The organism is Capilliphycus salinus ALCB114379 (assembly GCF_047276495.1).
Taxonomy (GTDB): Bacteria; Cyanobacteriota; Cyanobacteriia; order Cyanobacteriales; family Microcoleaceae; genus Capilliphycus; species Capilliphycus salinus.
On the sequence record NZ_CP178543.1, the window covers coordinates 7,528,286 to 7,541,129 of the forward strand.

The following is a 12,844-nucleotide window of genomic DNA, read 5'->3' on the forward strand; positions in this document are numbered from 1 at the left end:
ATTAATGCGCTTTAGCTTTTTGTGCTGTTCCTTTGGGTGCGGGGCCGATCAAACGTTCAAGTTCATCGGGTTTTGAACTCTTGCTCATTGCGGCTTCCCAAGATACTTTCCCTTCTTGAAACAGTCTCGCTAATGCCATTTCCATTGTTTGCATTCCCAGTTTAGCTCCCATCTGAATTTGAGAGTAAATTTGAGTGGTTTTTCCTTCGCGAATTAAGTTACCCATCGCCGGAGTATTCAACATAATTTCTTGTGCCGCACAACGACCGCCACTAATTGTCGGAACCAAGTTTTGACTACAAACTCCAACTAAAGACCCCGAAAGTTGCGCTCGAATTTGCGGTTGTTGAATGGGAGGAAATACATCTAACATCCGGTCTACCGTAGCCGCCGCCGAGTTCGTGTGCAGCGTTCCAAACACTAAGTGACCCGTTTCTGCGGCCGAAATCGCCAAAGCAATTGTTTCTAAATCCCGCATTTCCCCCACGAGAATAATATCCGGATCTTCCCGCAAAGCCGCTTTCAACGCATTAGCAAAACTCTTAGTATCTTCTCCTTTTTGCCGTTGGTGAAACAAGCTTTTAATATTCGGAAAAACGTATTCAATCGGGTCTTCAACCGTGAGAATATGTTCGCTGCGGGTGCGATTAATTAAATCCAACAACGCCGCCATTGTTGTTGTTTTACCCGAACCGGTTTGACCCGTTACCAAAACCATTCCCCGAGGTCTTTCTGTCATATCCCGAATAGTTTGGGGAACGCCCAATTTATCCGCGTTGGGAATTTTCGACGCCAACGCCCGCAAACAAGCCGCCCAACAGCCCCGTTCGCGATAAACATTCACCCGAAAACGAGCCAAACCTTTAACACCGTAAGCACAGTCAAGTTCCCATTCTTGTTCAAGTTGCTTACGCTGCATATTATTCAACATTTGGAAGATAAGAACTTGCACTTCTTCCGGTGCCAAACATTCTCCAAACTGAGTCTGAGGCGTCAGTTTACCACTAATGCGGAAAAAGATGGGCGCACCCGCTTGGATGTGCATATCAGAGCCACCTTGTTCGATCAAGGACTCCATCAAATCTTCAATCATCAAACCCGCCATAATTATTAATCCTCCAAATGTAAAAAATCAAAAGTTAAAAGGCAATCATGCAATCATGCAATCATGCAAAAGGTAAAAGTCGGGAGTCAGAAGTCAGAAGTCGTGATGTCAGTCGTCAGGAGTCAGAAGTCACCGAAAAAACTGATCACTGACAACTCTAATAACTGGTGACTGGTGACTGGTGACTGGTGACTGGTGACTGGTTAATCGGTAAACCGGGGAGTCATACAGTAGGGACAATCGAGCCATTCGGGTCGAAGTTCGGCTTGGCAACCCTTACAGGTCAAGCCCTGCTTGCGTTTAGCCTTCAGTTCCGCTTCTAAACCCGAGTCGGTAAATGTCACCCGTTCGACTTCTTCAAAGGTGGTATGACCTTCGCGGACCAGTTGTAAACTGTAAGCCAGTAACGTTTTCATCCCCTCCTCAACCGCCACTTCCTTAATTTGTTCGGTGGGGGCGCCTTGGGTGATTAACGTTTGCAGGCGTTCGGTGACTTTCAGGAACTCGTAAACCCCGACCCGACCTTTGTATCCCAAACCGCCACATTTTTTACAGAGTTCGCCCCGTTCAGCGTGGGCTTTGCGTTGGTCGGGGGCGATGGTATTGGCTTTGAAAAACTCCACATTCACCTCTCGCGAAGCCGACAAGCCATAACGTCCGAGTTCTTGCGGGGTCGGTGTATAGGGAATCCGGCATTCGGTACACACCCGACGCATCAAACGTTGGGCGAGAATACCCAGTAACGCCGCCGACACCATGAACGGTTCAACCCCCATTTCATCCAAACGGGCGATCGCCCCGGCGGCGTCGTTGGTGTGTAATGTAGTTAAAACCAAGTGTCCGGTCAAAGCGGCTTCAATCGCCGTTTTTGCCGTTTCTAAGTCCCGCGTTTCTCCCACCAGCAACACATCCGGGTCTTGTCTGAGGAAAGCCCGGAGAATATTGGCGAAGGTCAAGTTTTTTTCGCGAATCACCTGACATTGAGTAATCCCCGGTAAAGCGTATTCAATCGGGTCTTCGGCCGTACTGATGTTAATGGCGGGGTCATTGCGTTCGGCGAGAACCGAATACAAAGAAGTCGATTTACCCGAACCCGTCGGCCCTGTTACCAAGATTAACCCAAAAGGTCGGCCGGCGGTTTCCCGTACCATCGCCAGGGTTTCCGGATCGGTAATCAGTTTATCGAGTCCGAGTTGAGTTGAGGAACTGTCGAGAATCCGCAGTACAATTTTTTCACCGTAGCGACTCGGTAAGCTGTTTACCCGAAAGTCTACGGTTCTGCCTTTGAACCGGCGGCGAATTCTTCCGTCTTGGGCTTGACGGCGTTCGGCGATGTCTAATTCGGCGAGAATTTTAAAGCGAGAGGTAATTGCCGGAACAACTTTTTTGGGAAATTTGAAATATTCCTGCAAAACCCCGTCTTTCCTCATCCGAATCCGCATCTCATTTTCTTGCGGTTCGACGTGAATATCGGAGACTCCCTCAGATAAGGCTTTGGCGAGAATCACGTTCACCGCTTTAATTACCGGGGCGGTTTCGGCTTGTTCGATTTCATCGGCTAGGTCAACCCCACCGGCTTCATCGGTGACATCTTCTAAGTCCATTTCCTCGAAGTCGCCCGAGGTGAACTGAAGTTTTTCTTCTTCCCGACGGGCGGCTTCAACCTGCTTGCGTTTGAGATCTTCTTCGCTGTAGGCTGAGATTAACTGCTGGTAGTCGCCTTGGGTGATGACTTTCTTTTTGAGAACCCAGCCTTTCGGACGCAACAGTTGGTTTTTGAGTTCGTTCTCGGCGCTGAGGTTGTCCGGATCGACCATTGCAATCAAAGCAGCCTGGGGTTCGCTGTTGAGAATTTGCAATGGGATAAACCTATGGCGTTTGCAGGTTTCAATCGTGGTTTCTAAGGTGTCAAGCATTTGTTCAATTTGCTCAACCGATACCTGTTCGACCTCTAAATCGAAAGCATCAACACCGTAAATAATTTTTTGCTCAAAAAGCTGTTGTTTTTTATACTGACGTGCGAGTTCGGGCGGCAAAGGTTTCCCCGTCACCGCTTCTAAGACTTCAGTAAGGGATTTCCCATTTTTGCTCGTTTTCAGGGCTTGCTGAAGGTCTTCCGGGCTGATGTATCCCGATTGAATTAACTTATTACCGAAAGGAGTGGTGCTGGTCGCAACTATGGCGCGTCGCTGAGATATATTAGTCATAGGGTCGGTAACAATCTCTTAGTAATATAGGTTTCCCAAAGCATTTGAGAAAATTTCGGAGTCGGTCTTGTGCAGCCTCTAGATTTCCCGCTCGTCGAGTGGACTCTTAACCCGGAAGTCAAGGCTGCCCCGTTGCACGTTCAATCCCTGATTCTCAGCCGATGTATGCTGCTCATTTTTACCCGGATTGGCTTCGGCGCGATCGAGCCGTTGAGGTCAACTCCAAAGCCGAATCGATCGCGATCGCACCAGGCTCAATCTTTTAGCCCGATTTTAGCGGCCGGACGATTGCCGGACTGCGCGATCGATTGGGGTTAACGATGACCGGCAGATTGGGGTAGGATCTGAATAACTGATGCTAAGTTCAGGGAAACTTATTCTCAGATAATAGCTTTTGCCAACTCCCATCGCTGTGATTTAGGATCTGATTTTGGTTAAAATTTTTGAATAGACAGATGCGCGCAGGGAGGATCGCGAGAGCTAACTCAGCACCAGACCTGTATTAAAGCTCCATCGCTCAGTTTTGTATGATGAACCCAGACCAGCAAGAACAGATGATGTCAAATCCAAGCACTGATACTCCTGAAGCTACAAGCTATCAAAATGGTACGGCCACAGATGCCGACAATTTATCCCCCCAAGTCGCCCAAGAGCAAGCGGCGACTCCCGTTGATGCCGAAGTAGACGACCAAACCTCCCCGGAACCCTCAGATTCCCCCCAATCCGAAATGCAAGAAGAAGCCAGCAGCGAGCAAATCCAAAAAGAATTGGTCGCCCTTATTCAAGCCAACCAACAGTTAACGGCTCAACTCGATGACATCAACGGACAATATCGCCGTCTGGCTGCGGATTTTGAGAACTTTCGCAAGCGGACTCAAAAAGAAAAAGAGGATTTAGAGATACAAATCAAGTGCAATACCCTCAAAAAACTCTTACCGGTGATTGATAATTTTGAACGGGCTAGATCTCACATTAAGCCTCAGTCCGACAGCGAAATGAACATTCACAAAAGCTATCAAGGCGTTTATAAACAAATGGTTGATTCCCTCAAGCAGTTGGGTGTGTCGGCTATGCGTCCCGAAGGTGAACCCTTCGATCCTAATCTGCACGAGGCGGTAATGCGCGAAGCCTCCGATACTCATCCAGAAGGGACTGTGATTGAGGAACTGATGCGGGGCTATCTGCTCGGAGAACGGGTTCTGCGTCACGCGATGGTTAAAGTCGCCACCGGCCCGGAATCTTCTGGCTCCGGAGACACGGATTCGGAAGTCTCCGCCGCTGCCGAATAAACCAGACGGTTGCTTTTTTGTCAAGATCTGTTCTTAGCAATCTACAGGTGTTGAGGGGAAAAGGTAAACCCTTGATCGATTCGGGAAGATTTACTTCGGTTAAGCCAGGGGTGAATTCTGGCTGACCCGACCGGGAAATGCTCCGAACTTTCCCGCAGTTCATCTGGATTCATCGCCCCGGCGTTTCCCCTCAACATCGACATCAATACACTTTCTGCACACCTACACCGCCGAGACCTTATGGGAAAAGTCATTGGCATCGATCTAGGCACCACAAACAGTTGTGTGGCCGTTCTCGAAGGGGGTCAACCGACCGTGATCGCCAACTCCGAGGGCGGACGGACAACGCCCAGTATTGTGGGATTCGGCAAACACAACGAACGCTTAGTCGGTCAACTGGGAAAGCGACAAGCATTAACCAATGCCGAAAATACAATCTACAGCATCAAGCGGTTTATCGGCCGCCGCTGGGAAGATACCGAATCTGAACGCAGTCGGGTTCCCTATGAATGCGTTCCCGGTAAGGATAACACCGTTGACGTCAAGATTCGAGAGCTAGTTTACACCCCCCAAGAAATCTCGGCGATGGTGTTGCAAAAGCTCAAAGAAGAAGCCGAAAGTTATCTCGGAGAGTCCGTCGATCAGGCGGTGATTACGGTTCCTGCTTACTTTACCGATGCTCAACGCCAAGCCACCAAAGACGCCGGAACTATTGCGGGTTTAGAAGTCCTGCGGATCATCAACGAACCCACCGCCGCCGCTTTATCCTACGGTTTGGACAAACAAGAGATCGAGCAGAAAATCTTAGTCTTTGACCTCGGAGGCGGCACTTTTGATGTCTCAATCTTACAATTGGGAGATGGCATCTTTGAAGTGATCGCCACCGCCGGAAACAACCATTTGGGCGGAGATGACTTTGATAATTGTCTGGTCTGCTGGATAGTTGAGGTCTTTCGCCAACAGGAAGGCATTGATCTGTCGGGGGATAAAATGGCGCTCCAACGGATGCGCGAAGCCGCAGAAAAGGCAAAAATAGAACTCTCCAGTCGGACGACCACCACCATAAATCTGCCCTTCCTGACCGCCGATGATTCCGGCCCAAAACATCTCGAAGTCGAATTGAGCCGCAGTCAATTTGAGGAATTGGTCAAAAGCTTAGTCGATAGTACCATCGAACCGGTGACTCAAGCGTTGCGAGATGCCAACCTCCAACCCGACAATATCGATCGGATTATTTTAGTTGGCGGTTCGACTCGCATTCCCGCCGTTCAACAGGCGATCAGCCAGCATTTTGGCAACCGCACCCCTGATCGCTCTGTCAACCCCGATGAAGCGGTGGCTTTGGGGGCGGCCATTCAAGCCGGAGTCTTGGGCGGCGAGGTCAAAGATCTTTTGCTGTTGGATGTCACCCCGCTCTCGTTGGGTTTGGAAACCTTGGGGGGCGTGTTTACCAAAACTATCGAACGCAACACCACCATTCCCACCAGTCGCTCCCAAATGTTTTCTACCGCCGTAGACGGACAGACTTCGGTAGAAATTCACGTTCTCCAAGGAGAACGGGCGATGGTCAAAGATAACAAAAGTTTGGGTAAATTTTTATTAACCGGAATTCCCGCCGCCAAACGGGGTGTTCCTCAAATAGAAGTCACTTTTGACATCGATGCCAATGGTATTTTAAAAGTCTCGGCGATCGATCTCGGCACCGGACGAGAACAAAGCATCAGCATTACCAATACAGGCGGTTTGAGCGAAGCCGAAATTGAGCGGATGCGACAAGAAGCCGAACTCTATGGGGATGAAGACGAACAACGCCGAAAAATTGCCGCTCTCAAAAATCAATGTGCCACTTTGTTTGAAAACTGCAAAGAAACCCTCAAACAAAACCCCCAACTGCTGACACCACAACTCAAAGAACGCATTCGCACTGAAGCCGCCGTCCTCAAAAAAGCCGTCGCCAACCCGGATGTCACCTACGACGAAATGAAAGAACGGGTCGATGCTTTCCAAGAAATGCTTTACGAACTGGGGGCGGCGGTCTACGAAAAAACCGAACCTGAGTCTGCGGTTGCACCTCCCCCCGAGGAAAGCTCGCCAATGGTAGACTTAGAAGAGGATGAAGCCGTCTCTGAAGATTTCTCCTCAGAGGATGATTTGAGCAACGCCGAATCGGCTTTCGAGCCTGAGGAGGTTTCCAAGCAGGAAGATGCGATCGCCGCCGAACCCGCTTTTGGGCTGGAGGAGGTTCCTGAGGACGTTGCTTCGGAAGCCGGAGAGATTTTAGAACCGGACCCCGGCAATCCTTTTATTATCAATTCCACCAGTTAATCTGGAGTTGGAATGTAGGGGCTGATTTTCAGTTCAAAACTTCACTCTAGAGTAACTCCTTACCGTTTTTGTCGTTATTGTGATTTAGATTTCACCAATAAAGTTCTATGGCAGCCGATTATTATGAAACACTTGGTGTTGCTCGCGACGCAGACAAAGAGGAAATTAAGCGTGCTTACCGTCGGCTAGCTCGCAAATATCACCCCGATGTCAACAAAGAACCGGGAGCAGAAGAACGCTTTAAAGAAATTAATCGTGCCTATGAGGTTCTCTCAGAACCCGAAATCCGGGCGCGTTACGATCGTTTTGGTGAAGCAGGAGTTGCCGGAGGAGCGGGAGCAAGCGGCTTTAACCAAGACTTCAGCGACAGTTTTGCCGATATCTTTGAAAGCTTTTTCAGCGGTTTTGCGGGCGGCGTGGGAGGCCCTCAAACTCGACGGCGCACAGGCCCGGTTCGAGGGGATGATTTGCGTCTGGACTTGCCTTTAGATTTTAAAGAGGCAATTTTTGGCGGCGAAAAAGAAATTCGCATCAAACATCTGGAAACCTGCGAAACCTGTAACGGTAGCGGCGCCAAACCCGGAACTCGTCCTCAAACTTGTTCAACTTGCGGGGGAAGCGGTCAAGTTCGTCGCGCCACTCGCACCCCCTTTGGCAGTTTTACTCAAGTTTCGGTTTGTCCGACTTGCAACGGTGTCGGTCAGATGATTGAAGAAAAATGCACCAGTTGCGGCGGCCAGGGCTTGAAGGAAGTCACCAAAAAACTGAAAATTAATGTTCCCGGAGGGGTTGACAACGGTACACGTTTGCGCGTTGCCAATGAAGGGGATGCGGGTAAGCGGGGCGGCCCTCCCGGAGATTTGTATGTGTTTTTGTCGGTCTCTCCCGATTCGCATTTTAAGCGAGATGGGATTAATATTCTCTCCGATGTCAAGATTAGTTACTTACAAGCGATTTTAGGCTGTAACTTGGAAGTGGAAACCGTTGATGGGCCGACTTCGGTGAAAATTCCGGCCGGAACTCAACCGGGAACGGTTTTAACTCTCGAAAATAAAGGCGTTCCTCGTTTGGGAAATCCTGTGAGTCGCGGCGATCATTTGCTCACCGTATCGGTTGAAATTCCGACTCGGGTGACGGCTAAAGAACGAGAACTGTTGGAAGAATTGGCGAAAATTCACGGGGAACGCACCGGAAAAGGCGGTTTAGAAGGGTTTCTCGGCAATTTATTTCACCAAAAATAACTCAAGATGACTAATTTCACCACTTCTACACCTGATGCTCAAATCGACCTGCGAGGGACTCCCTGCCCGATCAATTTCGTGAGAACGAAATTAAAATTAGAACAAATGGCACCGGGGTCGCTGTTGGAGGTTTGGCTTGACTCTGGCGAACCCATTGAACAGGTTCCCGATAGCTTGAGGATGGAAGGCTACCCGATCGAACAGATAGAAGATCGTTCCGGTTTCTTTGCCCTTCAAGTTCGACGTCCGCCCGCTCAAGCATGAGTTTAGTTGAACAGGATCGCACTGTCAACTTGGATGCTCATCAAGTGATGGGGACGGTTGTTGCTGTACAGGCGAATTTTTATCAGGTACAGTTGGCTCCTTCGTGTTTGAGTTTACCAGAGGCTCGGGGATTGGCCGATCCTTTCTTGCTGTGTACTCGCCGCACTCGCTTGAAAAAAATCGGTCAGAAGGTGATGGTCGGCGATCGCGTGATTATTGAAGAACCGGACTGGACGGGGGGACGGGGGGCGATCGCGGAAGTGCTTCCCCGTCAAACAGAACTTTCTCGTCCTCCAATTGCCAATGCTGACCAAATTTTGTTAGTCTTTGCGGTGGCTGAACCGGATCTCGATCCTCAGGCATTGAGTCGATTTTTAGTCAAAGCCGAGTCAACCGGGTTAGAGGTTTGTTTGGCTTTAAATAAGTGCGATTTGGTGACGTTTGAACAGTTACAAGAGTGGGGAGAACGCTTATCAAGTTGGGGTTATCAGCCCTTTTTTATGAGTGTTTTTCAGGGGCTAGAATTTATTATAGAGAATGAAAAGGAGATTAAAAAACATCCGATTTCTGATGTTAAATTGGCGGTTAATCATTCTCTAATTCATCAATTGCAAGATAAAATAACGGTAATTTGCGGGCCGTCTGGAGTCGGAAAATCCAGTTTAATTAACTTACTCATTCCCGATATCGATCTGCGAGTTGGCGAGGTTTCGGGGAAATTGGGACGGGGAAGACATACCACCCGACACGTCGAATTATTTGAACTTCCCTCGAAAGGATTATTAGCAGATTCTCCCGGTTTCAACCAACCGACGTTAGAATGCGAACCGCAAGAATTAGCTTATTATTTCCCGGAAGCCAGAGAAAGATTAGCCGCAGGAAGCTGTCAGTTTAGTGATTGTTCGCACCGAGATGAACCCAATTGTATTGTTAGAGGAGATTGGGAACGCTATTCATTTTACCTCGATTTTTTAGAAGAAGCAATCAAACGTCAAGAAGCGTTACAACAACAACCGGATGCAGAATCAAGTTTAAAATCCAAAACTAAATCCGGGGGAAAACAACAGTACGAACCTAAATTGGAAAGCAAGAAATATCGCCGTTCTTCTCGCAGAGTTCAGCATCAAACTCTACAAGATTTGTGCGAAGAAATGGAAGATATTTAATATAAATTATTAATTGTTTAGTTATTTTTACCGAAGAAGTCCGGCTTTTCACCGAAGCGGGATTTTTGAGCTTGATCGCGCAGAAGTTGCACTTTTAAAAAAGTAGAATATAATTGAACTGTAGACAAAACGTTCCGAAATCAGGAATTTACATCTGTATCAATATCAATCAGTCAAAAAAACGTGATAGATATTTAATCCCCCCTAAAAATAGGGAAAATTTATTATGCTTCCGCTTAAATTATTATCAACAAATTTGGCTGAAACTTGGAACCCAAAAAGTATTAGTCGTCAGTTTAAATTAGCATCAGTTACCCTTTTGGGGTTGGTAACAGGAGTAACGCTAACCAGTCTAATTTCGCTTCATTTTGTACGTCAGAAAACTGAATTAACGATGTTGAAGTGTGTTGAACTCCAACAGTTAGTTTTTAAGATGAATCAAGTATTAGAAGAAACAAACGAGCTTGAACAAGGTTTTTTTGAAGAAATTTTAACTTTAGGGGTTGAACGCGCTCGTCAAAATCATCTGAAAGATCACGACAAGAATGTTGCTCAAATTCAGGAAGTTAGCCAACAAATTAGCCAATTAATTCGAGAGCAGAATTTCAGCCGAAAACTCCACGAAAGTCACGAGGATTTATTAGCATATAATCGGGCGATTGAGCAGTATAATAAAGAATTTTCTCGCGCAGACATTGTAGCCGAAAACTTGGGAAATCAAAATATTGGTTTAATTACAAAAAATCAAGAGATGCTACAGCTTTTACATGAAAATATACAATATGCAGGTAATCTAAATGTGATCGAAGGTTATCACGATTTAATTGCCGGCGCACAAGCTTATTTTTTAACTCGTAAAACCCCGGAAAAAGAGAATCTAAATCAAGTAATTAATCGGTTACAAGAATTAACAAAAGTCGATTTATATTTAACCAATTTTGAAAAAGAAGAATCACAAAAATATTTAGATCGATCTAAATTTTATTTTGAGAAAATCAGTGTATTAGAAGATAATATTAATCAAATTAGCGAACAATTTCAGCAACACAGCCAAGCCATTTCTAATCAATTACTCTCACTCTCGAATGAAGAAATAAAATTGGCTCATCAAGACATCAGAAGAACTTCACAACAAATGAGTTTTATTCTCCTGAGTTCTATTATAGCAATGGTTGGCTTATCGGTTGTAATTTGGCGATCATTTCAGTTGGCTTTAAAACAGCTTGAAATTGAACAGGAAAAGTCCGAACGTTTACTGCTAAACATTTTACCAGAACCGATTGCTTTTCGCTTAAAAAACCAACCCGGAACCATTGCAGACAACTTTGAAGAAGTCACGGTTTTATTTGCAGATATTGCGGGTTTTACTCAGCTTTCAGCAAAGATATCCCCGACAGAATTAGTCAATCTTCTCAATGAAATCTTCTCCGAGTTTGACCAAATCACAACTGAGAATAACTTAGAAAAAATCAAGACAATTGGAGATGCTTATTTAGTCGTCGGTGGCTTACCAAACCCTCGCGGCGATCATGCAGAAGCCATTGCAAAATCAGCCTTAGAAATGCAGAAAAAATTAATCGAATTCAATCAAAAATACCATCAAAACCTTCAAATTAGAATTGGGATCAATACCGGACCCGTTGTTGCGGGAGTCATCGGTGCGAAAAAGTTTATTTATGACCTTTGGGGTGATACAGTCAACATCGCCAGTCGGATGGAATCTCATGGAATTATCGGAGAAATTCAAGTGACTGAAGACACCTATCAACACTTAAAAGACAAATATAAATTTGAGAAACGGGGTTTAATTAACGTTAAAGGAAAAGGAGAAATGAGTACATACTTGCTTAAAGGAATAATCTGAATTAAAAACCTTCAATCAGTATTCGCCATCTCTACTTCTCCTTCTTGAAAACTAATAATTGAGCAACAAAGTTTTAAGCAGGACTCGGGAGTTACTCTTGCTAGAAATGTCTATTTTCTTCCGAACTAACTGACCGGTTCAATTCTCGGAACTCCTTCTAAACTGACCCAAGCAATTTGATGAATACCCCGACAACGAGCATAATCCCGCAAATCTTCTACATTTTCTCGATGACCTAACTCCATTTCCACCCGAACTAATTGAGTAGATTCTCTCAATTTTTCCGCATAAGCAAAAGCCGCAGCATAGGCTTGGGGAGTTTCCGGAACAACTAACCAATCACTGGTGGGAACGTCTTGGGGAAGTTGATTTATTCCCAATAAAACCTGATGCAAGTCTTCAATATTAAAAGAAAAACCAATACCCGGTTGAGTTTCGCCCTGAGGATGATAAAGTCCTAAAAGTTCATCATACCGTCCGCCCTGGGCCAAAACTCTCGCCCCCGACTCCGTACTACTAACAACATCAAACACAATACCGGTGTAGTAGTCAAACGTTTGAATTAAACTCAAATCTAAAACAATTTTCGGCTGATAAATTTGAGGAGAATAACAGTTTTGCAACAAGTCAATTAAAGACTTTAAATTATTCAAAGCCTGTTGTTGTTCGGAGTCTAACTCCAACTGGGAGACTTGGGAAAGAACCTCCTGCGGCTGTCCCCGCAAGTCAAACAGAAATAGCGCCCGTTCTCGCAACTCCTGAGACATCGGTAACGCTTCGAGGGTGATTCGATCTAAATTGGCGATCGCCTCCCTTACAGGCTCTTTGAGCTTGTCTGGAAAGGCAGATAAAAGCGATCGCGTCAGTCCGGCTTCCCCCAAAATTAAATGGCAGTCGCTCAGGTTCACAGCTTGCAAACATTCCTGCAATAACAGTAAAATCTCGGTATCGGCTAACAAACCGCCCGCACCCAGTAACTCAACGCCGGCTTGATAAAATTCCTGCTGGCCGCCGTAGTTGGTTTTACCGCCTTTGCGGAAAATATTGGCATTGTAATATAATCGCTGCGGCCACCAACTTCCACCCGCCATGCGCGTCACCACAGTACGGGCGATGGAGGCGGTGAGTTCGGGCCTGAGTCCGAGTCCTTGGTCTTCGGCTTCGAGTAGCTGAATAACCGTTGAACGTTGAACCGCTCCCCCCGCCATCAGAGTATCGAGACGTTCGAGAGTTGAGGTAATAATCCGATGATAGCCCCAACGATGAAAAACTTGTTGTAAATGCTGTTCGATCCAAAGTTTTTGAGTAACATCGAGGGGAAGTAGATCTCGCGCACCGAGAGGGAGTTGATGAACCATAACCTCAATTTTTGATTTCAGATAA

General features: G+C 46.4%; 10 protein-coding genes. 7 read left to right on the forward strand and 3 right to left on the reverse strand.

The genetic code is table 11. The annotated features are described in order from the left end of the window. Position 1: 1 nt before the first annotated feature. Together ACL6C3_RS30650 and ACL6C3_RS30655 are read right to left on the reverse strand one after the other, a co-directional pair. Positions 2-1,105, reverse strand: a complete 1,104-nt coding sequence (locus ACL6C3_RS30650; RefSeq protein ID WP_413163939.1) for a type IV pilus twitching motility protein PilT — start codon at positions 1,103-1,105, stop codon at positions 2-4. 203 nt (positions 1,106-1,308) lie between these two features. Continuing rightward, positions 1,309-3,312 carry a GspE/PulE family protein gene (locus tag ACL6C3_RS30655; RefSeq protein WP_413163941.1) on the reverse strand — a complete coding sequence of 668 codons (2,004 nt, stop codon included), beginning with the start codon at positions 3,310-3,312 and terminating at the stop codon, positions 1,309-1,311. A 69-nt stretch (positions 3,313-3,381) separates the two neighbouring features. Here ACL6C3_RS30655 and ACL6C3_RS30660 point away from each other — a divergent pair, with 69 nt between their 5' ends. The 7 genes from ACL6C3_RS30660 (at position 3,382) to ACL6C3_RS30690 (ending at position 11,461) form a co-directional block, all read left to right on the forward strand. Next, positions 3,382-3,630 (forward strand): hypothetical protein, encoded by a 249-nt coding sequence (locus ACL6C3_RS30660; protein ID WP_413163943.1) that lies wholly within the window; start codon positions 3,382-3,384, stop codon positions 3,628-3,630. A 209-nt stretch (positions 3,631-3,839) separates the two neighbouring features. After that, positions 3,840-4,601, forward strand: a complete 762-nt coding sequence (gene grpE, locus ACL6C3_RS30665) for a nucleotide exchange factor GrpE (RefSeq protein ID WP_413163944.1) — start codon at positions 3,840-3,842, stop codon at positions 4,599-4,601. A gap of 240 nt (positions 4,602-4,841) precedes the next feature. Next, positions 4,842-6,926 carry a molecular chaperone DnaK gene (dnaK, locus tag ACL6C3_RS30670; protein ID WP_413163945.1) on the forward strand — a complete coding sequence of 695 codons (2,085 nt, stop codon included), beginning with the start codon at positions 4,842-4,844 and terminating at the stop codon, positions 6,924-6,926. A 107-nt stretch (positions 6,927-7,033) separates the two neighbouring features. Continuing rightward, positions 7,034-8,167: a molecular chaperone DnaJ gene (dnaJ, locus tag ACL6C3_RS30675; RefSeq protein WP_413163946.1), complete on the forward strand. Its 1,134-nt coding sequence runs from the start codon at positions 7,034-7,036 to the stop codon at positions 8,165-8,167. A gap of 6 nt (positions 8,168-8,173) precedes the next feature. Next, a complete protein-coding gene (locus ACL6C3_RS30680; protein WP_413163947.1) occupies positions 8,174-8,431 on the forward strand; it encodes a sulfurtransferase TusA family protein in 258 nt (85 codons plus the stop codon). Continuing rightward, positions 8,428-9,597 carry a small ribosomal subunit biogenesis GTPase RsgA gene (rsgA, locus tag ACL6C3_RS30685; RefSeq protein WP_413163949.1) on the forward strand — a complete coding sequence of 390 codons (1,170 nt, stop codon included), beginning with the start codon at positions 8,428-8,430 and terminating at the stop codon, positions 9,595-9,597. The genes ACL6C3_RS30680 and rsgA overlap by 4 nt, the downstream gene beginning before the upstream one ends. A gap of 226 nt (positions 9,598-9,823) precedes the next feature. Next, positions 9,824-11,461 (forward strand): adenylate/guanylate cyclase domain-containing protein, encoded by a 1,638-nt coding sequence (locus ACL6C3_RS30690; RefSeq protein ID WP_413163951.1) that lies wholly within the window; start codon positions 9,824-9,826, stop codon positions 11,459-11,461. Positions 11,462-11,586: 125 nt separating this feature from the next. Here ACL6C3_RS30690 and ACL6C3_RS30695 read toward each other — a convergent pair whose 3' ends face one another. After that, entirely contained in the window at positions 11,587-12,819 is a 1,233-nt protein-coding gene (locus tag ACL6C3_RS30695; RefSeq protein ID WP_413163953.1) for an ATP phosphoribosyltransferase regulatory subunit, read from the reverse strand. Positions 12,820-12,844 lie beyond the last annotated feature (25 nt).